The sequence below is a fragment of the Xenorhabdus sp. SGI246 genome (assembly GCF_040838225.1).
Classification (GTDB): domain Bacteria; phylum Pseudomonadota; class Gammaproteobacteria; order Enterobacterales; family Enterobacteriaceae; genus Xenorhabdus; species Xenorhabdus indica.
In genome coordinates, this window is sequence record NZ_JBFPEZ010000006.1 from 26,279 (window position 1) to 49,336 (window position 23,058).

The 23,058-nt window shown below is 43.7% G+C and carries 18 protein-coding genes; 7 read left to right on the forward strand and 11 right to left on the reverse strand.

Annotation, left to right across the window (positions count from 1 at the left end; all coding sequences use genetic code 11):
- The first annotated feature begins 290 nt into the window (after window positions 1-290).
- Window positions 291-923: a cAMP-activated global transcriptional regulator CRP gene (gene crp, locus ABLA85_RS02235; RefSeq protein WP_004240730.1), complete on the forward strand. Its 633-nt coding sequence runs from the start codon at window positions 291-293 to the stop codon at window positions 921-923.
- A gap of 195 nt (window positions 924-1,118) precedes the next feature.
- Here the strand turns inward: crp and ABLA85_RS02240 are convergent, their stop codons facing one another.
- Entirely contained in the window at window positions 1,119-1,694 is a 576-nt protein-coding gene (locus tag ABLA85_RS02240; protein ID WP_367960977.1) for an aminodeoxychorismate synthase component II, read from the reverse strand.
- Window positions 1,695-2,024: 330 nt separating this feature from the next.
- Window positions 2,025-2,594 carry a peptidylprolyl isomerase A gene (gene ppiA, locus ABLA85_RS02245; protein ID WP_367960978.1) on the reverse strand — a complete coding sequence of 190 codons (570 nt, stop codon included), beginning with the start codon at window positions 2,592-2,594 and terminating at the stop codon, window positions 2,025-2,027.
- A 391-nt stretch (window positions 2,595-2,985) separates the two neighbouring features.
- On the opposite strand from ppiA, the gene yihA reads away from it, so the two are divergent.
- Window positions 2,986-3,609, forward strand: coding sequence for a ribosome biogenesis GTP-binding protein YihA/YsxC (yihA, locus tag ABLA85_RS02250; RefSeq protein WP_367960979.1), 624 nt, complete (start codon window positions 2,986-2,988; stop codon window positions 3,607-3,609).
- Between the two features lie 416 nt (window positions 3,610-4,025).
- Here the strand turns inward: yihA and polA are convergent, their stop codons facing one another.
- From polA to ABLA85_RS02265, 3 genes are all read right to left on the reverse strand, one after another.
- Window positions 4,026-6,848 carry a DNA polymerase I gene (gene polA, locus ABLA85_RS02255; RefSeq protein WP_367960981.1) on the reverse strand — a complete coding sequence of 941 codons (2,823 nt, stop codon included), beginning with the start codon at window positions 6,846-6,848 and terminating at the stop codon, window positions 4,026-4,028.
- A gap of 391 nt (window positions 6,849-7,239) precedes the next feature.
- Window positions 7,240-7,863, reverse strand: coding sequence for a thiol:disulfide interchange protein DsbA (dsbA, locus tag ABLA85_RS02260; protein ID WP_367960983.1), 624 nt, complete (start codon window positions 7,861-7,863; stop codon window positions 7,240-7,242).
- 17 nt (window positions 7,864-7,880) lie between these two features.
- Entirely contained in the window at window positions 7,881-8,858 is a 978-nt protein-coding gene (locus ABLA85_RS02265; protein ID WP_367961018.1) for a serine/threonine protein kinase, read from the reverse strand.
- A 244-nt stretch (window positions 8,859-9,102) separates the two neighbouring features.
- Between ABLA85_RS02265 and mobA the strand changes: the two genes are divergently transcribed.
- Together mobA and mobB are read left to right on the forward strand one after the other, a co-directional pair.
- Window positions 9,103-9,705 carry a molybdenum cofactor guanylyltransferase MobA gene (gene mobA, locus ABLA85_RS02270; protein WP_367960985.1) on the forward strand — a complete coding sequence of 201 codons (603 nt, stop codon included), beginning with the start codon at window positions 9,103-9,105 and terminating at the stop codon, window positions 9,703-9,705.
- Entirely contained in the window at window positions 9,702-10,226 is a 525-nt protein-coding gene (mobB, locus tag ABLA85_RS02275) for a molybdopterin-guanine dinucleotide biosynthesis protein MobB (RefSeq protein ID WP_367960987.1), read from the forward strand. The genes mobA and mobB overlap by 4 nt, the downstream gene beginning before the upstream one ends.
- A 295-nt stretch (window positions 10,227-10,521) precedes the next feature.
- Here mobB and lsrG read toward each other — a convergent pair whose 3' ends face one another.
- The 6 genes from lsrG to lsrA form a co-directional block, all read right to left on the reverse strand.
- Window positions 10,522-10,815, reverse strand: a complete 294-nt coding sequence (gene lsrG, locus ABLA85_RS02280) for a (4S)-4-hydroxy-5-phosphonooxypentane-2,3-dione isomerase (protein WP_367960989.1) — start codon at window positions 10,813-10,815, stop codon at window positions 10,522-10,524.
- A 1-nt stretch (window position 10,816) separates the two neighbouring features.
- Window positions 10,817-11,701: a 3-hydroxy-5-phosphonooxypentane-2,4-dione thiolase gene (gene lsrF, locus ABLA85_RS02285; RefSeq protein WP_047680755.1), complete on the reverse strand. Its 885-nt coding sequence runs from the start codon at window positions 11,699-11,701 to the stop codon at window positions 10,817-10,819.
- Window positions 11,702-11,745: 44 nt separating this feature from the next.
- The gene (lsrB, locus tag ABLA85_RS02290; RefSeq protein ID WP_367961019.1) at window positions 11,746-12,783 is read right to left on the reverse strand and encodes an autoinducer 2 ABC transporter substrate-binding protein LsrB; all 1,038 of its coding nucleotides are present in this window, start codon (window positions 12,781-12,783) and stop codon (window positions 11,746-11,748) included.
- Window positions 12,784-12,888: 105 nt separating this feature from the next.
- Entirely contained in the window at window positions 12,889-13,902 is a 1,014-nt protein-coding gene (lsrD, locus tag ABLA85_RS02295; protein ID WP_367960991.1) for an autoinducer 2 ABC transporter permease LsrD, read from the reverse strand.
- Window position 13,903: 1 nt separating this feature from the next.
- Window positions 13,904-14,944 (reverse strand): autoinducer 2 ABC transporter permease LsrC, encoded by a 1,041-nt coding sequence (gene lsrC, locus ABLA85_RS02300; RefSeq protein WP_367960993.1) that lies wholly within the window; start codon window positions 14,942-14,944, stop codon window positions 13,904-13,906.
- Window positions 14,938-16,533, reverse strand: a complete 1,596-nt coding sequence (gene lsrA / locus ABLA85_RS02305) for an autoinducer 2 ABC transporter ATP-binding protein LsrA (RefSeq protein ID WP_367960995.1) — start codon at window positions 16,531-16,533, stop codon at window positions 14,938-14,940. The genes lsrC and lsrA overlap by 7 nt, the downstream gene beginning before the upstream one ends.
- A gap of 284 nt (window positions 16,534-16,817) precedes the next feature.
- Between lsrA and lsrR the strand changes: the two genes are divergently transcribed.
- The 3 genes from lsrR (at window position 16,818) to ABLA85_RS02320 (ending at window position 23,012) form a co-directional block, all read left to right on the forward strand.
- Window positions 16,818-17,885 carry a transcriptional regulator LsrR gene (lsrR, locus tag ABLA85_RS02310; protein ID WP_367960997.1) on the forward strand — a complete coding sequence of 356 codons (1,068 nt, stop codon included), beginning with the start codon at window positions 16,818-16,820 and terminating at the stop codon, window positions 17,883-17,885.
- Window positions 17,886-17,995: 110 nt separating this feature from the next.
- The gene (gene lsrK, locus ABLA85_RS02315; RefSeq protein WP_367960999.1) at window positions 17,996-19,588 is read left to right on the forward strand and encodes an autoinducer-2 kinase; all 1,593 of its coding nucleotides are present in this window, start codon (window positions 17,996-17,998) and stop codon (window positions 19,586-19,588) included.
- 646 nt (window positions 19,589-20,234) lie between these two features.
- A complete protein-coding gene (locus tag ABLA85_RS02320; RefSeq protein ID WP_367961001.1) occupies window positions 20,235-23,012 on the forward strand; it encodes an AAA domain-containing protein in 2,778 nt (925 codons plus the stop codon).
- Window positions 23,013-23,058: the final 46 nt, after the last annotated feature.

Consider the following 23,058-nt stretch of genomic DNA (forward strand, 5'->3'; position numbering starts at 1 on the left):
ACAGATTTCTGGTAATTTATTAACTGGTTTTATATGCTGAAGCGATACAGGAGAAGACAGAAAAGTTTTCCTGTGTTACAAACAGAGTTACAAGCGAAGCTGGCAGGTTTTATGGGTCTGGATGACTACACCGATATGTTAGCATCCTTTATAAACCTATATAAAATTCTTACTCGTCAGTTTTTCAGCAAGTTAATATGTTAATCTATTGACTTTATAAAGCCAGCCTGATGAGAAACTGACAGTTTCTCAGAACATAAAGGCGGAAATAACAACAGAGGATAAAGCGAATGGTTCTCGGCAAGCCACAAACAGACCCTACTCTTGAATGGTTTTTGTCACACTGCCATATTCACAAATATCCATCCAAGAGCACGCTTATTCATCAAGGCGAGAAAGCAGAAACGCTTTACTACATTGTTAAAGGTTCAGTTGCTGTTCTAATAAAAGATGAAGAAGGTAAAGAAATGATTCTCTCTTATTTAAATCAGGGGGATTTCATTGGTGAACTTGGATTGTTTGAAGAAGGGCAAGAGCGTACTGCATGGGTGCGAGCTAAGAGCGCCTGTGAAGTGGCTGAAATTTCCTATAAGAAATTTCGCCAGTTAATTCAGGTTAATCCTGACATTCTGATGCGTTTATCCGCTCAGATGGCAAGCCGCTTACAAACAACATCGGAAAAAGTTGGAAACCTGGCATTTCTGGATGTGACAGGTCGCATTGCACAAACATTACTCAATCTGGCCAAACAACCTGATGCAATGACCCATCCTGATGGTATGCAAATCAAAATTACACGTCAGGAAATTGGGCAGATTGTCGGATGCTCCCGTGAAACAGTCGGCCGCATTCTGAAAATGCTGGAAGATCAAAACCTGATCTCTGCGCACGGCAAAACGATTGTCGTTTATGGAACCCGCTAGTTCCTGAAATTGCGCTTGAATTAGGCCAGTGCAGCCCATAGAGCACTGGCTTTTTGCTTTCCATCCTCCAGCTTCTCTCATCCCTTAACAAAATGAAACCCGCTGGTGCATAATTTAGTGATATAACTTGCCCACAGGTGCTTCGTAAAAAATGGCCGTAAACAACAGCCAAAAGAGGAATTGAATCGTTCTTCGTTAATATTTAAGAAAATTATTTAACAGTTCATGCCCTTGTTCACTCAGGATGCTTTCCGGATGGAACTGCACGCCTTCCAGGGGGAGAGTACGGTGACGTATTCCCATTATTTCATCCACATTACCATCATGCTGGCTCCATGCTGTAACCTCAAAAGATGCAGGTAACGTTTCTGCGGCGATGACCAAAGAATGATAACGGGTCACTGTCAGCGGACGATTCAATCCCTTAAATACACCTTGCTGGTTATGGTGAATTAAACTGGTTTTTCCGTGCATCACCTCACGGGCTTTAACAACACTCGCGCCAAAAGCCTGACCAATCGCCTGATGTCCGAGGCATACCCCCAGAATTGGCAATTTCCCGGCAAAATGTGAAATGGCTTCCAGTGAAATCCCTGATTCATCTGGTGTACAAGGCCCCGGAGAGATCACTAAATGAGTCGGCGCCAATTTCTCGATATCTTCAAGCTGTAATTCATCATTACGCTTAACTAAAACATTCGTCCCTAACTCACAAAAATATTGATATAAATTGAATGTAAAAGAGTCGTAGTTATCTATTATTAATAACATAGGAGTTCATCCTACTGATTTTTATAGTTTTATATATTGCGTTGTCCTATTGGACATTATGCGTTCTGTATCACGGTAAAATTAGGTAAAACAGCACCAACGGTAGCGGGACAGTCATCATACCACATAGGCATTTTTAAAATAGGGGCAGGGATTACCGCCAGACAGCGGCACATATTCACAGTGAGGTCTTTTTCGTGTGAAAACGAAAGGGGAGTGAGAAAGGGAGACGGCACTTTAAAAACCCTGAAACTTCAAAAAGTGTAATAACAGGCCAATACCGTCTCATTTTCTATCTTTCAGGCAAAAAACACGTTTTTCTCATCAAGGTTATTGGGAAACAACCTTTGCAGAAAGGATCACAATCGGTTTAACAGGAACATTTTGGTAAGGCCCAACATTTTCTGTTTTGACTTGAGAAATTTTGTCAACCACATCCATCCCTTTCACTACCTTACCAAAGACGGCATAGCCGAAATCACGCTGACCGTGGTCAAGAAAAGCATTATCAGTCACATTAATAAAAAACTGACTGGTTGCACTATCCTTATCTGCGGTGCGCGCCATCGCAATTGTTCCACGCAAGTTACGTAATCCATTATCAGCTTCATTTTTGATTGGAGCTTTGGTGACTTTCTGTTTCATATCTTTTGTAAAGCCCCCTCCCTGAATCATGAAACCGGGAATAACGCGATGGAAAATCGTATTGTTATAAAAACCCTCATTCACATACTCAACGAAATTCTTTGTGGTAATCGGTGCCTTATTGCTATCCAGTTCAAGCTCTATTTCACCTGCTGATGTCACCAGCTTCACGTGAGTTTCAGCAGCCAATGCTGGAACAGCCATCACACTGATAGCACATGCCGTCATAAGCGACACAAAAATACGTTTAAACATTGATGGTTCCTTTATTCTTGAGGTCAATAACAAAACCCATAAAACTCATTAAGTGTAATTCCCTATAGCGCTAAGTTGCAAAGATTTACCAACTTTTACGAGTAATTAAGAGTTTTGCTAAAGAATATCTATCTAAATAGATATTATATTCTCCTATCTTGGGTAGAGTTTATTTTTGGAATAGCGTCTATCTTGGTGTTCTTTCATACATATTAGGCAGGAAAAAGTTGCAGAATATTCTTTACTACGTTAGGCAAAAATAATTTCAGTCAAAAAGCAAAAATATGTCGTAATAGAAACATCACGATAAAGTTACACCTGTCCACAAGCCGTTGCTCTCGGTATAATCACCACGCTGTTTTTTCGTGTATTCCGCAGGGAGATAACCATTTTGACCATCAAGAACTACAACTATCATATGACCCACTTTGTCACGAGTGCACCTGACATTCGCTACCTGCCTCAAGATGTGGGCATTGAGGTCGCGTTTGCCGGTCGGTCAAATGCCGGTAAATCCAGTGCGCTGAATGCACTGACCCGGCAAAATAGTCTTGCCCGTACCAGTAAAACTCCCGGACGAACTCAATTGATTAACCTATTTGAGGTGGAAGAAGGTATACGCCTCGTTGACTTACCGGGTTATGGCTATGCGCAAGTACCGGAAGAAATGAAACTCAAGTGGCAGAGAGCATTGGGGGAATACCTCCAGAAACGTGAATGCCTACAGGGGCTGGTGGTATTGATGGATATCCGTCATCCACTAAAAGATCTGGATAGGCAAATGATTGAATGGGCGGTCGTGATGCAGGTGCCGGTCATGATACTACTGACCAAAGCCGATAAACTGGCATCAGGGGCACGCAAAAGTCAATTAAACAAAGTACGTCAGGAATTGGCTAGTCTGGAAGGTGATATTCAGATCGAGAATTTCTCTGTTTTGAAAAAAATCGGCATAGACAAACTTGAACAGAAACTTAATAACTGGTTCAGTCAACCCACTATTAACGTGAAGTAATTTTGACCTTTTCCTTTCTTCTGCAACAATCGTAAATCGTGCATAAAAAAACGCCCCAGTCAAAAAGATGACTGGGGCAGCTAATATTCAGCTAAATCCGATTACGTGAAGTAAAAGGTCTGAAAGATAGAACATCTTACCTCTGTACCCTACGCCAATAACTTTACCCTATTTTTTTTATCAACAAAAGATTTTTTTGTAATTAATTTTCAATAAATACCTCGATTTAGCCAAAATTATGTGATCAATCTCTGTCATTACACCATTTTTCTTGTAGTTTAATTACATATTTGTGAGATCTGGATCTAATCTCAAATCTAACCAAAATTCTTGTCTCACGCCCCTTCACAGCATAATAAAGAAAGCCACAGCGCATTTAATGCGCTGTGGCTTTCATAAAAATTATTCAATAAAGATTAGTGAGCCTGATCCCAATTCTCCCCGACCCCCACATCAACTTTCAGAGGGACACCAAGCTGCATACTTTTCTCCATCAACTCTCTGATTTTCTGTTCCGCGATAACCAGCTCTGATTCATGTACTTCAAACACCAGTTCATCATGAACCTGCATAATCATACGCACATTCGGTTGTGCAGTGACGATCCAGTCATCCACCGCTATCATGGCCAATTTGATAATATCTGCTGCCGTTCCCTGCATCGGGGCATTAATGGCCTCACGCTCAGAAGCCTTACGACGCATGGCATTGCGCGATTTAATATCTGGCAGATACAGACGACGACCTTCCAGCGTCTCAACAAATCCGTTCTCAGCAGCCAGTTGACGAGTACGATCCATATATTCCCGTACACCCGGATAACGCTCAAAATAGAGATCCATATAACGCTGAGCCTCCCCACGCGGAATACCCAATTGGCGGGACAAACCAAACGAACTCATGCCATAAATCAGACCAAAGTTAATTGCTTTCGCGCTGCGGCGCTGTTCGCCGGTAACTTGCTCCAGTGGCACACCAAAAACTTCTGCGGCCGTAGCACGATGAATGTCTTTGCCTTGTGCGAAAGCATCCAATAATCCCTTATCCTGTGATAAATGCGCCATAATCCGCAACTCAATCTGCGAATAATCCGCAGCCATAATGCGATAACCCTCTGGTGCAATAAATGCCTGGCGAATACGTCGCCCTTCTTCATTACGAACAGGAATATTTTGCAGGTTAGGATCACGGGAAGAGAGACGCCCGGTTGCTGTCACTGCCTGATGATAAGAGGTGTGAACGCGTTGAGTCAGTGGACTGACCATCAGCGGCAATTTATCGGTATAAGTCGATTTCAGTTTTGCCAACCCACGGTGTTCCAAAATAATTCTTGGTAACTCATGATCTTCCGCCAGCTCTTCCAGCACTTCTTCATTCGTGGAGGGTGCACCATTTGGCGTTTTTTTCAAAACAGGCAGATTCATTTTTTCAAACAAGATGACCTGCAATTGTTTAGGTGAAGCAAGATTGAACTCTTCTTCAGCCAATTCATAAGCGGCTTTTTCCAGTTCGAGTAAACGTGCGGTAATCTTTTTCGAATGTTCTGCTAACGTATTAGCATCGATCAAAACGCCTGTCCGTTCCATGCGAGAAAGTACAGGAATCAACGGCATTTCGATGTCCTGGAAAACTTTTTTCAGTGTCGGCACATTTTCTATTTGTGGATACATAGCCTGATGCAACCGCAAGGTAATATCTGCATCTTCCGCAGCATATTTTGCCGCTTCTTCCAGTGGGATCTGATTAAAAGTGAGCTGTTTTTTACCTTTGCCCGCAATTTCTTCAAAAGTCGTGGTCTTATATCCCAAATGACGTTCAGCAAGGCTGTCCATATCATGCCGCCCTGCGACACTGTTCAGGACATACGATTCCAGCATCGTATCAAAAACGATACCATTCAATGCCACACCGTGGCGTTCCAGTACACCACGATCAAATTTCAGGTTCTGACCAATCTTCGGCAGGTTGGCATCTTCCAACAGCGGTTTCAAGACTGTAAGCACTTCATGCAAATCCAACTGTTGTGGCGCGTCCAGATAATCGTGTCCCAACGGCAGATAAGCGGCTTCAACACAGGATTCCCCCTTTGAAGATTGGGGCACTGCAACAGCAAAAGACATTCCAATCAGATTGGCAGTTAAAGTATCAAGTCCGTCTGTTTCAGTATCGAACGAAAATGCGGGTGCCTGTTTCAGTTTCCCAACCCATTCATCAAGAGATTTCTGATCAAGGATAGTCTGGTAGCTTTCGGGAGAAATATTAGCTACGGCTGGTGTACTGGCTGCGGTGGATTTGTTCGTCGTGCTGGTCGTTGGCTTTTGCCCGTTTTTCTCTGACGGACGGCTTTCTAACCAACTGCCATTTTGTACATCGCTCAACCAGCGTTTAAATTCATAGTGACCGAACAGCGCCAATAATTCATCGTTATCTGGTGCGGAAACCGTAAGATCCAGACAGGTTTTATCCAGCTCAACGTCGGTTTTAATGGTCGCCAACTGATAAGAGAGGTAAGCAACATCTTTATATTGCTCCATTTTTCCAGCCAGCGTCTTTGCACCACGGAAACTGAGTGTCACAATCTCATCAAGTCTGGCGTAGATCTCATTTAACCCACCGATGCCCTGTAACAATCCCAGTGCTGTTTTCTCTCCAACCCCCGGCACACCAGGAATGTTATCAGAAGAATCCCCCATCAATGCAAGGAAATCGATAATTAACTCCGGCGGAATACCATATTTTTCAATGACTTCATCTGGTCCCAAAATGGTGTTAGTCATGGTGTTGATCAGCGTAATATTAGGCGTCACTAACTGCGCCATATCTTTATCGCCTGTGCTGATCAGAACTGAATGCCCCTCTTTTTCCGCCTGCAACGCCAATGTGCCAATGACGTCATCTGCTTCAACCCCCGGCACAACCAAAATTGGCAGTCCCATTGCCTTAACCATTTTATGCAGCGGCTCAATCTGCTCACGTAAGTCATCCGGCATTGATGGACGATGAGATTTATATTCAGCAAATAATTCATCACGGAACGTCTTGCCTTTGGCGTCAAATACAACCGCCACATGGCTAGGCTTATATTGCAGGATTAAACTGCGCAGCATATTTAGTACACCATACATGGCGCCTGTCGGTTCGCCTGCACTGTTTGTCAAAGGAGGGAAAGCATGGTATGCACGATAAAGGTATGAAGAACCATCAACCAAAATCAGGGGATTGTCTGCTATCTGTACCATAAAATTGTCTTCGTCGTTCTGTAGTATGAATAAAGAATAGAATGCCATACTGTGCAGTCATAGACGAATTTTGCGATAATTTTCTCGTTCTGTTACCCATATCCTCTATATATCCTGACAAATATTCTGATAAATAAACTGTGGATAACTTTGTGCACAAAAAATTGGCACATAAAACAGATTTATGTTTATCCATGTTAAAAAGGAATAACTGAGAGTAAAAATCAATAGATTACGTCAAATATTGTGAAAGTATTGCAACTACTTACAAATCACTGACTTGTGGATATAACCGGAGTTTATGTTATGAAAGACGGTTTTTAGCAAGTATTGTGCCAGTCTTATAGTAACGGGCACAATACTTGTATCATTTTATATTAATAGTAACTGCTTATTTTTTTGTTACCAGATAATTCACAACATCAGAATATTTTTTGGCATAATCCTGCGCAGATTTAACATCCATTCCGCTGTTGTTAATCATATACTTACCATTGACGAAAGTTGCCGGAACACCTTGTAGTTGCAAAGCTTGAGCTGCCTGGCGTTCTTTAGCTGCCACAGATTTCACTATGAAACTATTTAATGCTGCATCATATTCTTCACCAGGAACACCTGCTTTGATAAACGCATTACGGATATCAGCCTTAGAGATGATAGTCTGAGTTTTCTGGATACCATCAAACAGAATCGGCGCTACTTTATCCTGTACTTTCATAACGATAGCAACAGCCCACGCATCTGTCAGATCTTTACCCAAAGGCCCCAGAAAATCGACATGGTAACGTTCATGGGTAACGCCAGCAGGCAGGTTTTTCTGAATTGTACCAGGCACATGATAAATATTTTCAAACTGATAACAATGTGGACAATAAAAAGAGAAAAACTCCAAAACCTGAGGTTGATCCGCAACAGGATCTTTTAATGCAACATATTGCTTGCCTTCAGAGAAGCCAGAAGCGCTGGCATTAAATGCCATAAACACTCCCACCAATGCGAACCAAAATTTTTTCATCGTGTTCTCCAGAAAAATTAATACATCGGGGTTAACTGTAAGGGTGGTTCCTGCAACAACTGGATTTGTTCAGAAAAAAGATTTATCTGCTTATGCCAGAAGTCACCATCAGCCATCCATGGAAACGCTTTTGGAAAAGCCGGATCTTGCCAGCGACGAGCAACCCATGCCAGATAATAGACCATCCGCATTGCACGCAGTGGCTCTATCAGCGCCAGTGTTTTCAAGTCAAACTCTGCAAATTGGCCATATGATTCAAGCAGGATATCCAATTGAATCAATCTTTCCTGCCGTGAACCATTAAGTAACATCCATAAGTCCTGAATAGCCGGGCCATTGCGGGCATCATCAAGATCGACGAACCATGCCTCATCACGCCACAGGATATTACCAGCATGACAATCGCCATGCAGCCGCAATACCTGCCAATCAACATTCCATTGTGCTTCCACAGCTTTGTTCAATTCATCCAGTGCAGTAAGGAAAGCCGCTCTGCGTCTGTTGGGAATAAGATCACATTCTGCCAGATATTGATATGGCTGGTATAAATATTCATTGAGACTGATAGTTGGACGGGCAGAAAATGTTTTCTGGTAACCGACTTGATGTATTTTACCCAACAATCGCCCCACATCTTCCAACTGATCAAAGTTATCAGCTTCATACTGTCGTCCACCTACGCTAGGAAAAATGGCAAAAAAGAACCCGCCATGCTCCAATACCGTCTGTCCATCAATAACCATCGGTGCAGCAACCGGTAAATCTGCTTGCTGCAATGCCAGTGCAAACTCATGTTCTTCTCGAATTTGCGGCTGGCTCCAGCGTTGAGGACGATAAAATTTCACGACATAACGTTTACGGTTTTCATCCATAAACTGATAAACTCGGTTCTCATAGCTATTCAATTCAGTTAAGCCAGAATCAACATACAAACCAGACTGCACCACAGCATCCATTATTAAGTCCGGCGTAATATTTTGGAAATTAAAAGCCATTGTTTCTGTCACAACTCAGTTCTCTCTTTCATCAATCTTTAACCATCATACCTTGTGTGTACAACCCTCAGCCAGCTTCTATACAGTTCTTAGAACAAGAAGAATGATTGGGAGAAAAAATTGGTCTGTTAACAAGAGTAAGCGTTATACTCCCTTATTCCTGTAGTATATTGTTACATATTGATTTACAAGGGTTATATAACCAAATATAAAATATTTCATGACCAAGTATCAGGTGATTTCAATGACGTATCCAAAAATCAGTGGTGCAATTCTGGCTGGAGGGCTATCCACCCGTATGGGAGGAAATGATAAAGGACTATTACAATTTGGTGGCATACCATTATACCAACACATAGCAACAAAATTGCAGCCACAAGTTCATGAACTGTTGATTAACGCCAACCGTAATCAGTCAGTTTATCATCAGAGTGGTTACCCGATTATACCGGACATTATCACTGATTTTTCTGGGCCACTGGCAGGAATGCTGGCGGTATTGAAGAAAGCTATTAATGAATGGGTTATGTTTGTCCCTTGTGATGTGCCAGATTTCCCTGATGACGTAGTCGCAAAACTTTGGCGTTATAAACAACACTCATGGGCGGCTTATGTACATGATTGCGAACGTGCCCATCCGACATTAGCTTTGATGCACCGTAGCCTGATACCCAGATTAGAAAGCTATCTTGCGTTGGGAGACAGAAAGCTGATGTTCTTTATGCAGATGATTAAAGCAAAAGCGGTCTATATCCCTAATCCCACAGCCTTCATCAATTTGAATACACCAGAAGAGTGCCAAAACTGGCAATGCCAGCATTGGGAATGTCTTCGGGAGTCAGCATGAATCAAAGTACCTTCCCACCTAACCTGCCATTACTGGGAATGACCGCTTACAGTGGAACCGGTAAAACAACCCTGCTAAAACAGGTCATTCCTCTGTTATGTCAGCAAAAAATACGTGTGGGATTGATCAAACACACTCACCATAATATGGATGTCGATAAACCGGGTAAGGATAGTTACGAACTGCGTAAAGCGGGTGCAGCACAAACATTAGTTGCCAGCCAGGAGCGCTGGGTGTTGATGGCAGAAACACCTGAATTACCTGAACTGGATCTGCACTATCTTGCCAGCCGATTTGATACAGATTCTCTGGATTTAATTCTGGTTGAGGGTTTCAAAGACGAAGCCATTCCCAAAATTGCGCTGTATCGGCATGGGTTAAATCATTCCTTTGAGGAACTGATTGATCCCCATGTGATTGCCATTGCCAGCGATATCCCGCTGGCTACCTCATTGCCGCAGCTTGATATGAATTGTCCAGAAGAAGTGGTGGGGTTTATTACTGCTTATTTTTTTAGATAGATAATATCTACCCTATATCATTAGTGATTATTGTGGGGAAACAAGAGGTATATTCAAAAACACCTCTGTTCGTTCAGTTGTGATTAATGCAACCATGCCTGTCGGTCGGTCGTATAGCTGGTGATGGAGATAATATTGTCGCTCCCCAATCTTATAGATATTTACCTGCACACTAGCCGTCCCATCAACAAAGAAATAATTCTATTTTTTGAAAAACAGCCTGCATATCTTATTCCAGTATTGCAGGCTGCCAAATATTCAGAAAATTACTATTCTTCCCTATTCCGGCTCGTCCTTATTCCGGCATCAAACCAATAAACGTGTTTTTTTTCCGTGGCTCACTCATCAGTGATTCCAGTTTTTCAACACAGCGCAGGTAATGCGGAGTTTTCTTATGTGCTGCGACTGCGGCTTCATCGGTATAAGCTTCATAGATATAAAAACGGGTCGGGATTTTTTCATCTTGTAATACATCAAACCGCAGATTACCCGGCTCTTTCACAGAGCCAAGGTGATTATCGCGAAATACTTGGATAAATTCGTCGATCTTGTCAGCTTTGACATTAATCTCCACTAATGTGACGTGCATATTATTCTCCCTTCGCTTTTTCACTCAGGAACAACTCATATGCCTGAGCAGGCTTCTCATTACAATGTACAACTGCCTGAACGGCTTTCAACATTGCTACCGGTGCTTCTGATTGGAAGATATTACGCCCCATATCAACACCGGATGCGCCTTGATCAATGGCCTGATAGCACATCATTAACGCATCCAGCTCAGGCAGTTTCTTACCTCCCGCAATAACAATCGGTACAGGGCAACCCGCTGCAATCCGCTCAAAACCAGTATCGACATAATAGGTTTTAATGATATTCGCCCCCATCTCCGCTGCAATACGGGTTGCCAGAGAGAAATAACGTTGGTCACGAACCATATCCTTACCGACACCTGTCACCGCCATTGTTGGCATCCCATAACGCGTCCCCTGATCCACCAGCTTGATAATGTTTTTTATGGATTGATGCTCATATTCTGAACCGATATAAACCTGTGCCGCTACTGCACAGACATTCAGCCGCAGCGCATCTTCCATCGCTACCGCAACGGCTTCATTAGAAAGTTCAGTCAAAATAGAATTCGCACCGGATGCGCGCAGTACTACAGGTTTATTTGTCGCTGGCGGAACCTGACTACGCAAAATACCGCGTGTACACATCAACACATCGGTGTGTTCAAACAGTGGAGCGATATTAATATCGATACGTTCCAGCCCTGTTGTCGGCCCTTGAAAATAACCGTGATCAAATGCCAACATGACCGTTTTATTGGTAGCAGGATTGAAAATCCGCGATAAGCGAGACTGCATTCCCCAATCCAACGCACCACAGCCTTTCAGTTCAAACAATGTATTCTTTTGCGGTGTATCAATGCCAAAATCTTTACCATCTTTGATATCATCTAAATCTGCCATTTCTCCCTCCGGAAGGTTACAACGCGAAATCTATTGGGTATGAATCAGAAGTCGTATTGGTTAATGTTTTCTTTGGTAAAAATCACACGCTCTGGCATTACAACAATGCCATTGCCTTTCGCTTCATAGCGGTATCCCTGAACGCTGTTCGGTGAAACCTCAAGTGTGCCGATGTCAGGAATAACCAATTTATCCCCCACATTCAAATTGCCTTTTTTCAGCATTTCATTGGCAACATGAATCGCTATCTTGCCCTGCTTCACCACATCCCACAGGGCGAACTGTTTGACGGTGCCATTTTCTACATAAGGGCGCATCACATTCGGCGTACTGAATCCGACAATCGCCACATCCTTACGTTTCAGGTTTTCCGCTGCCTGTGCCGCCGCAGGCAGCGCATTGGCATCAGGCGCAATAATCACATCCAAATCACTCCATGCTCTCAGAATACCTTCCGCAGTCTGCAAAGACTTGGCAGCATCGTTATAACCAAATTGGGTAGTCACAACGTCCCAGTCAGGATATTCCGCTGCAATCTTGGCTTTCGCTTCTTTCACCCATTGGTTTTGATCTGTCACAGTGGGGCTGGAGTAGAAAAACGCTACTTTTGTTTTATCCTTTTTCACTGCATGATCTTTTTTCACTTGATTGGCAGCCATTTCTACCAATATCCCGCCCAGTTGTTTTGGCGTTCCCTGATCGATATAGATAGAACGGCACTCTGGCGCAGTATCTGAATCCCAGGTCAACACTTTCACACCACGCTGCATGGCGCGTTTCAGTGCCGGACATAAACCATCCGGTGATACTGCTGACACCACAATCGCGTTGTAACCCTGATTAACAAAATTATTGATGAGCTGTACCTGCCCTGCCACACTTGGCTCAGTCGGGCCATCGTAAGTCACAGCAATCCCCAAGTCTTTACCCGCATCCTGTGCGCCTTGTCCACCACTGGTAAAGAACCCGACACCAACTAGCTTCGGAATAAATGCAATTTTGTCAGCAGCTTGTGCCCAAGAAACACATACCAGACTTAACACACTCGCCAAAACCAGTTTTTTTACTATCGGTGTTTTCACTATCGGTGTTTTCATGCCTGTCTCCACTCTTTTCTATTTCAGGAATAATTTTCTGTCTCAGGATTTTCTATCTCAGGGATAGTTCAGGAATCATTCAAGAGTAGCTCACTGAAAAACCGCAGCCCGCCAACGTTGCCACCAATCACGAATTTGATGGCGATGCAGTGAAACAGAGCGTCCGACCACAGCCATAATCAGCAAAGCACCAGATAACGCGCTAGATATCTGGTTTGGGATACCCGCCATCTGTAGCCCCTGCTGCAAATAGCCCACCAACAGGACAGCTAATGCGGTGCCAATGATAGAGCCGGAACCGCCGTAAATATTAGCTCCCCCCAACACCGCCGCAGTAATAGCTGGCATCAGGAATGAGCTGCCCAAGTCAGAGCGAGCTGAACCGAAATAAGACACCAAAACAATCGCGGCCAGTGCAGAAGCTAACCCCGTTAAGGCATACAACAGGCACAGTGTTTTATTGACAGGAATTGCAGCATAACGGGCGGCGCGGCTATTTTGCCCAATCAGAAAGACATTGCGTCCATAATGAGTACGGTGCATGAACAGCCAGAACCCGATGATACAAACAGTAAAGATAACTAACGGTACAGGCAGTTCCAGCAATGTCAGGTTAGCGAAATCAGTAAATGCAGCCGGAAAACCGCCAATGCCTTCATAACCTGTCGCCCCCGATAACCCGGACAGTAATAATGCACTACCACCAAACAGATACATTGTCCCAAGAGTAATAACCAGAGGATTAACGCCAGTGTAGAAAATCAGCCCGGCATTGATCAAACCACAGAGCACTCCTGTAATCAGCGTCAAAGGGAGAACAACAACCATTGATAGCCCGGCCTGGTTCATCATCCCCAATACAATGGAACATAAGCCGATAATCGCCCCAAACGAGAGATCAATCCCACCACTGACAATGACCATCGTCAACGGTAAGGCGACGATACCAATACAGATAAAATCGCTGGTGCTGAACAGCAATACATTAATATCCAGCATCCGTGGATTTGCTATACCAAATAACAGAATTTCCAGAGCCAACAGAACAGCAAGAGCCGTTTCCCAACCATAACGTTGTCGTCCATGCCTTTTAAGCGCATTCATATTATGACTGCCTCCTGTTTTCTTCCGCTGAATCCTTAACAAAATCACTGTCTGGCTTGAGGAAACGGGCATAACGTTGCTGACGTAAGTTCTTTTCAACGGCACTACGCAATCTGCCATCAAATACCAACACTGCCAGCAGAACCAGACCCGCAATAAAGTCGTTCCACCATGCCGGCAGTCTAAGTAATACCAGCACACTATCTATCTGCGTCAGAAAATAAGCACCGAAAACTGCCCCTATCACCGTTCCCATACCACCGAGCAAACTAATTCCCCCCAAAACACAGGCTGCTATTGCTTTCATTTCCAGCCCGTTCCCTGTCTGATTTGGGATAAAACCAATCTGGGCGACAAATACAATACCTGCCAATGCCGCCATTACGCCATTCGCGGCAAAAGCGGTAATACGAATACGACTAATAGGCACACCAAGCTGACGAGCACCTTGCAGGTTGTCGCCCGTGGCATAGAATCCACGACCAAAATCCGTCACCCTCAACATCCACGTCATTGCCAGAACCAGCAATATCAACAACCATCCAATAGGGGAAATGCCGAATAATATTGGGTTAGCAAGCGCTTTCACATCCGCAGGTAACCCCTCAATCCATTTACCGCTTGTCAGTAACAACATCAAACCACGATATAAACCTAGCGAACCTAATGTCGCGACAATGGCCGGAATTTTTAGCCATACCACCAGCACACCATTTACCAAACCTGCCGTTACACCAGTCAATAGTGTTATCAGGCAGGCTACCGATAATGGAAAACCCGCATTGATAGATATTCCCAATACGACAGCACACAACCCCATTGTTGAACCAACGGAGACATCAATATTGCGGGTGAGCATTACCAGCGTTGCCCCCATTGCCAATAACATCAGGATTTGCGCATTAGAAAAAATCATCGTGATGGTCTGGAAATTAAAAGTATGGTGCTCCAGACTTCTTAATAGGAGAAACAATCCTAAAATGGCAATCAGCGCGGTGACTTCACGATTGTTCTGGATAAAGTTTTGGATAAACTTCAGCATGATGCCCTCTCGCCATTTTCCTGTTCACCAAAAGAAAGATGCATAATCGCATCCACACTCATGCTGGATTTATCAAGGTGGCCACAAATTTCTCCGTGGTGCATAACCAATACCCTATCCGCCAACTGTACGACCTCATCAAGATCAGACGAAATAAGCAGAACTGCCACTTGCTGGCTGGCAATGCTATGTATCAGTTGATAAATTTCATGGCGTGCGCTGACATCAACACCACGTGTCGGCTCATCAATAATCAAAACGACTGGCTTTGCTTCCAGGCACTTAGCAATCAGAATCTTTTGCTGATTCCCGCCTGACAAGGTACGCGCAGGTTGGCTGGCATGACGGTAACGAATATTGAGCGCCCGGCGATAACGCTCAAGCACTGCGGTATCATAAGCAGGACGAACCCAAAACGTGCTTTGGTTATGGATCAGTGAACAAACATTCCAGCTCAGGGGAGCATCAAGGAACAATCCCGATGCCTGTCGATCTTCCGGCAGATAAACCAAGCCACATCGCAATCGTGCTGCTGTATCCAGTGGATTGAGACTCTGTTGACGCAAACGGATCTCGCCACTCACAACAGGCCGCAATCCGTATAGCGTTTCCGCCAGTTCCGTGCGCCCTGCGCCAACAACTCCTGCCAAACCAACAATTTCTCCTGCCTTCAAAGTCAGACTGATATCACGAAAACCTTCGCCACACAGGGAAATCACGTCAAGCACTGGAGCCTGAATATTGCTATTGGATAAATAATTAGCGGCATCCAACCACAGTTTCTGTGTTTCTGTTAATGCAGAAACCCTTGCCTCAGGCGTAATTGCCTGAATAATTGTTTCAGTTGAAAAATCCGCAGTCGGCCCACTGAGTGCAATTCCACCATCCCGCATAACACTAACATAGTCAGCAATCTGGCGAATTTCAGGTAATTTATGGGAAATAAAGATGATCCCCACTTGTTGCTGTTGCAACTCCCGTACCCGTTCAAACAATCGTTCTGTTTCCGCGGGAGTCAGAGAAGCCGTTGGTTCATCAAGGATCAAAATGCGGGAATTGCGCATCAAACCACGCATGATTTCCACCATCTGTTGATCTGCCACATCCAGACTTCCGGCTGGTGCACTCAGATCTAACCGACAATTCAGTTGCAGCAACAATTGTTGCATCCGGCTTTTGCTGGCTTGATGCTTAGGCAGATAAAACAGAATATTTTCCTGAACAGAAAGGTTGGGAAATAACAAAGGTTCCTGTGGTACTAGATAAATACCTAACTGATGGGCTTTGGCAGGTGTCAAATGGTTAATAGTATTTCCTTCCAACATCAGTGTTCCGGCATCCGGCTGCTCAAGACCTGCGATGACTTTCATCAACGTCGATTTACCTGCCCCATTTCCTCCCAACAAAGCATGAACTTGCCCCGACATCAGAGTGAAATCAACCTGTTTCAACACCACCAAACCGGAAAATTGCTTACTGATCCCCCGGACAGCCAGAAGCGGGGGCGTATTGGCAGCATGTTTTTGCGATGAGCGTATTTGTAATGAATGCGTTTGCAATGAATTACTAGCGGAATTGCTTTGTGACATCACGCTACCTCAGGGTGTTTGTATGATTTTCGCTGCTGTACCTTATTGCTGTTTTCCGTTTGTGACCCCGGATACTTAACCCGAATACCGATGTGAACATTTATTTTTTAAAAAAACTTTTGTTCATGACTCTAATCCATAATCTGAATTTTTTGCAATATTTCGATCACATTTTGTGAAAAAGTTAGATCTTCATTAAAATATGTTCAATTTTTTGCAGAATACCTCTGGTACATCAGAGGCTTTCATGCTTAATTCTTTTCCAGGGGATTAAAGAAGTTGTTATGACGAACAAATCAAACAAGAAAAAATCAGCATCAGAGAAAAACGTGTCATCCGGGGAGTTTGATTATCCGGATAATAGTTCAGGTAATAGCTATGCAGGTAATAACTATGCAGGCAATAGCTATACAGAAAACAGCTATCCAGGAAACAGCATGAGTGAAGAAGAACTACTGGCACGTGTTGCCTGGTTTTACTATCACGATGGTCTGACACAAGGGGACATCGGTGAACTGCTTGGCCTGAGTCGTCTTAAGGTCTCCCGTTTGCTGGAGAAAGGGCGGAAATCCGGTGTTATCCATGTTCAGATCAACTCACGCTATGAAGGATGTCTGGAGCTGGAAGATACCCTTAAAAAACACTTTAACCTCAATAAAGTGCGCGTCTTGCCAGACCTTGAAGGGATTAATCCGAATACCCGGCTAGGCACCGGGGCCGCTCATCTGTTGATGTCACTGATTGAACCTCGTCAACTTTTGGCTATTGGTTTTGGTGAAGCCCCCATGTGTACTTTGCAACATCTGAGCGGTTTTATCTCTTCCCAACAGATCCAGCTAGTGACGCTATCGGGTGGCGTTGGCCCTTATATGACAGGTATTGGCCAGCTTGATGCAGATTGCCCTGTCAGTATTATTCCTGCTCCACTCAGGGCATCAACCCAACAAGTCGCAACAACATTCCGCGAAGAACGCAGTGTGCGGGATGTGATACTCACCGCCTGTGCCGCCGATATCGCAGTCGTAGGTATTGGGGCAATCAACCAGAGACAACAGGCAACGATTATGCGTTCCGGTTATATCAGTGATGGGGAACAACTGATGTTTGGGCGCAAAGGGGCGGTGGGAGATATTCTCGGCCACTTTTTCAATACCGAAGGGAAACTGGTTGATGATATCGACATTCATCAGGAACTGATTGGTCTTACCTTATCAGAGCTGAAAACCATTCCGAACGTGATTGGTGTCGCTGGCGGTATTGAAAAAGCCGAAGCTATTGTTGCTGCATTAAAAGGGGGCTATATCAGTTCGTTGGTCACGGAAGAAAAAACCGCAAGGGCTATGCTGATGTGATCGTCTAATCATTTATCCCCAACAGATTAGGGAATATCCCCTGCGCCATATCGTAGTCAATAATCAACAACCAGTAGGCTAATAAGATAACGACAAACGAGGATAGCATCATGAACCAACGTACTCATGCTCACTCATCAGGGAAGTATCTGATGGCGCTTGATGCAGGAACAGGCAGTATCCGTGCAGTAATATTTGATCTGGAGGGAAATCAAATCTCCGTTGGACAGGCGGAATGGGTTCACCAACCAGTGCCGAATGTCGCAGGCTCAATGGAATTTGACCTGAAAACCAACTGGCAACTGGCCTGCCAATGTATCCGGCAGGCACTGCAAAAAGCGGAACTCCCCGCCAGTGCGATTCAGGGTGTTGCAGCTTGTTCCATGCGGGAAGGTATCGTCCTTTACAACCGCAACGGTGATCCCATCTGGGCATGTGCCAACGTAGACGCCCGTTCCAGTCATGAAGTCAGTGAACTGAAAGAGTTGTACAACAATACGTTTGAATATGATGTGTATCGTTATTCCGGCCAGACCTTAGCATTGGGCGCAATGCCTCGTCTGTTGTGGCTTGCCCATCACCGTTCAGATATCTATCGGCAAGCCACTACCCTGACGATGATCAGCGATTGGCTGGCTTATATGTTGAGTGGCGAACTGGCAGTTGATCCTTCCAACGCAGGGACAACGGGCATGTTGGATTTAGTGAGCCGCGACTGGCGCCCAAGCCTGCTGGAAATGGCAGGTTTACGTTCCGATATCCTCTCCCCAGTTAAAGAAACCGGTACTTTACTTGGACACGTAACAGATAAAGCTGCAACCGAGTGCGGTCTGAATAGTGGTACACCGGTTGTTATGGGCGGTGGTGATGTCCAGCTAGGCTGCCTCGGTATTGGAGTTGTCAAACCTGCCCAGACTGCGGTACTTGGCGGCACATTCTGGCAGCAAGTGGTTAACTTGCCAGAGCCGATGACCGATCCCAACATGAATATCCGCATTAATCCTCACGTGATCCCTGGCATGGCACAAGCAGAATCCATCAGCTTTTTCACTGGCCTCACCATGCGTTGGTTCCGTGATGCTTTCTGTGCGGAAGAAAAACTGATGGCGGAACGTCTGGGTGTTGATGCCTACAACCTTCTGGAAGAAATGGCAGCGCGAGTTCCTGCCGGTGCATATGGTGTGATGCCCATTTTCTCCGATGTCATGCGCTTTAAATCGTGGTATCACGCTGCCCCTTCCTTTCTCAACCTGTCGATTGATCCGGAAAAATGCAACAAGGCAACACTATTTAGGGCATTAGAGGAAAACGCAGCTATCGTTTCAGCCTGTAACCTCGATATGGTTGCAGCATTTTCAGGTGTACAACCCGATTCGCTGGTCTTCGCAGGCGGCGGTTCAAAAGGAAAACTCTGGAGCCAGATTCTCTCCGACGTAACTGGGTTACCCGTGCGGGTTCCGGTAGTTAAGGAAGCAACGGCATTGGGCTGTGCGATAGCAGCGGGCGTCGGGGTTTCGCTGTATGATTCCATGCCAGAAACAGGGGAAAGACTGGTGCGTTGGGAACGGGAATATCAACCAAACTTAAGCCACCAAGAGGTTTACCAAAAAGCGAAGAAAGACTGGCAGACAGTATATGCAGATCAACTGCATTTGGTGGATGATGGGCTGACAACTTCGTTGTGGAAGGCACCGGGATTGTGATTTTCAGAGTGGCCTCTTTATCAATTAGAGGCCAAAGTAGACGCAAATACTCTTTAGAAAATATTATCAGATCCTTAAAATAGTTTAACTGGGCAAATCGCATAGGAAGGAGTAAATCTTCAAAATCCTTTCTTGTCCTTGTATGACCCGCACTTTTTAAGAATGTGGTTAGCTTATCAGTCATAGCCTAATGTGTAACTTCTGATCTTTCACCTTAACCCTATCAACTATCGTCTAGGCCGAAGGTCAAGGCGCTCGATTGCTCCTATCGTCTGGACAACCATTTCAACTCGCTCACCATCAAAATCATCACGTTCAGCTTCTCCATGAGTTCCTTTGTTTTCAGATTAGGTTGTTCTCGGGAATGCCTAAGATGCGACGATAGGAATCTAAAAGCACTTGTACGCACCAAATTGGGCAGTTTGAGCGCTTGCAGATGAGGCTTATCATTTAGGTTGGCACTTTTGACGTAAAAACATGATTAGCGTTACAATCTGGCCTTAACTATTTAATGAAAGATTCGCGAGGCGGCATAACCTACAGAGCGATCCCAGGCTCTGAATTCACAGTCATTAGCTTAGAGCCCCAGATTTTTTAGGTTAGAATACTGCCCAGTGTTGTTTTACCAAAAAAGGATTAGTGGTGCATGGATGAGCGGAAGTACTTGGTTCTGACCAGAAGCAAGCAAAGTGAATTCAAAAATACGACAAAAAGGGTCGTCAAGGTCGCTCCATCAGGCAACAAAACTCTCGTCACCTTTCTAGATGGAAAAACTTTACCCTACAACAAAACAAATGTCCGTTTTTTTGAGCACCCAGAAGCTATCAACATTAAAGGTTCAATTGTTAGATTAAGAGGCGGATCAAATAAAGAATGGGATGAAGCATTAATTTTTGATAACCAATATATAGTTTTGCTCACTAGTGGATATAGCAAGGAATTTCCAGTATCTGATGTAGAAATAATACCAAATATTGCTCATAGGAATGAGATGAAGCACCTTATTGATTATTACAGATACATCGCAACATTTTTGAAAGAGTCCTCACCGTCTGCAAACTACTTTTATGAGAATAAACTCAACCAGATAAGAGGTGACTCAGTACTGAGCAACTATGTTAATTTCTCCCAACCACTAAGAAAATATTGCTCGTCAACCATCTTCCCTTTTGGTGTAAACCCATCACAGCGTGAAGCAGTTACAAATGCGCTAACATCACAAATAAGCATTATTCAAGGCCCCCCGGGAACAGGAAAAACACAAACCATACTCAACATAATTGCAAACTTGGTCTGCCAAAATAAGACGGTTGCTGTGGTTGCTGGGAATAATGAGGCAACACACAATGTTTATGAAAAGTTAGAAAAGGAAGGCTTTGCTTTTATTGCAGCTAGCCTTGGTAATGCAGTCTTACAACAAGCATTCTTTGCGAAAGAACATAATATTCCTGAAATTGCTCATTGGGAGCTTTCTGCAAGGACACTGCTTCAAACCAGACAAGTAATTACTTCTACTGACAATCTGATTTCTGAGCTACTTGAACTTCAAAATGAGCAAGCAAGGATCCGAGAATTAATAAGCAGGCTTGAAGTCGAGAGTAAGTATTTTGATAAGCATTTCTCTGTAGATCCGATAAATCCATCTAAGTGGTCTTTTGGTAACAAATGGTCAACACCAAATTTAATGAGATTTATGGCTGAGGTAGAGTATTTCTCGATAAACGAAAAGCTGTCTTGGCCACTAAGGTTTAAATGGTTATTTAAATACGGGATTTATAAATTCAAGGATGTCAAAGCCCTTTCTAGCGACTTGTTCAAAGGACTTGCCTCTGAGTACTATCAAAGGAAAAAAACTGAACTTTTAGAGAGTAAATTCTCAATTGATCAGAAGCTAAACCAACACAATTTCGAAGATTTGTTAAGGCAATATACCGATAGCTCGATAGCTGTTTTAAAACACCATATTTTCTCAACGCACCACAAAATGGAGCACGTTGAGTTTAATAATCGGTCCTACAAAAAATTTTTCGACAATTTTGTTAAGCGCTTTCCTGTCGTACTAAGTACAACCGATTCAATCATTAACAATAAAGGCGACAATGAACTATTTGACTATCTCATTGTAGATGAAGCGTCGCAAGTAAACCTCCTCACTGGAGTGCTATCCATGGCGTGCGCCAAAAACATGGTTGTCGTCGGCGATTTGAGGCAGATACTTCATATTCCGAGTGAGTCGCTCATTTCCACACATCCCGATATTGATGAAAACTTCGGTATTCAAACAGAGTATAGTTATCTAACTGAAAGCCTATTGTCATCTGTAAACAAGGTATTCGCTAAGAGTGTACCTTCCACACTACTTAAAGAGCACTATCGTTGCCATCCTCGTATCATCGATTTCTGTAATCAGAAGTATTACGACAACCAGCTTGTCATCATGACTCATTCAGATAGTGAGCCATTTAAAATTCTTAAGACAGCTCCAGGCCATCACACTTGCAAAGATCCTAGCGGCAAAAGCCGAATCAACTTCCGTGAGTTAGAAGTAATTAAAGAAGAATTACTTGAAGCAAGTCTGGCTAATATAGAACCAGAGAAAATCGGCATTGTCACACCTTATCGTGCCCAAGTTGTGAACGCTAACCATATTATTGATAAAAAAGACTTAAAAATAGATACCGCACACAAATTTCAAGGACGTGAAAAAGACATTATCATATATAGCCCAACAGCTAGCTGGGCAGACCAATTTAACGACAGTCCAAACTTGATCAATGTCGCCGTTTCACGAGCGAAAGTGCAATTCATTATGGTAATGTCAGCCAATTTATCCAAACAGCAAGGTACGAATATCGGTGACTTAATACGCCATATAGAATACCAATCTATGTCACCTAGCATTTTTGAAAGTAAAATCGTCTCAATATTCGACTGTTTGTACAACGAGTACTCCCCCATTTTACAAGATTTTAAAAGCCGTATCGTAAATACTTCACAGCATTTGTCTGAAAACCTAATGGCTACGCTATTGAACGAGATTCTTGCTGATGAGCTTTTTACTTCATTCACGTACGAGCATAATTATCCACTAAGCTTACTGATAAGTGATTTCGGAATACTAACTGAAATTGAACAGAGATTTAGTCAAAATCTGAATAGCCACATAGATTTTTTGATTTTCAATAAGTTAGATAAGCTTCCTGTGCTTGCAATAGAAGTAGATGGTCACCAAACCCATGCACTCGATCCTAAGCAGAGACAGAGGGATCAGATAAAAGACAGTATCTTATTTAAGTTAGGCATTCCATTATTGCGGTTTCCGACGAAAAGAAGCGGGGAAGAGGAAAAAATTCGAAAGGCATTACAAGACATTATCGCGTTCATACCTGAATCTGATACGGAACAACATGAGTCAGTGTTCTAATAACCTCATTAAAGCTATTGGTTTTATTCAACTACTCAAATAAGAA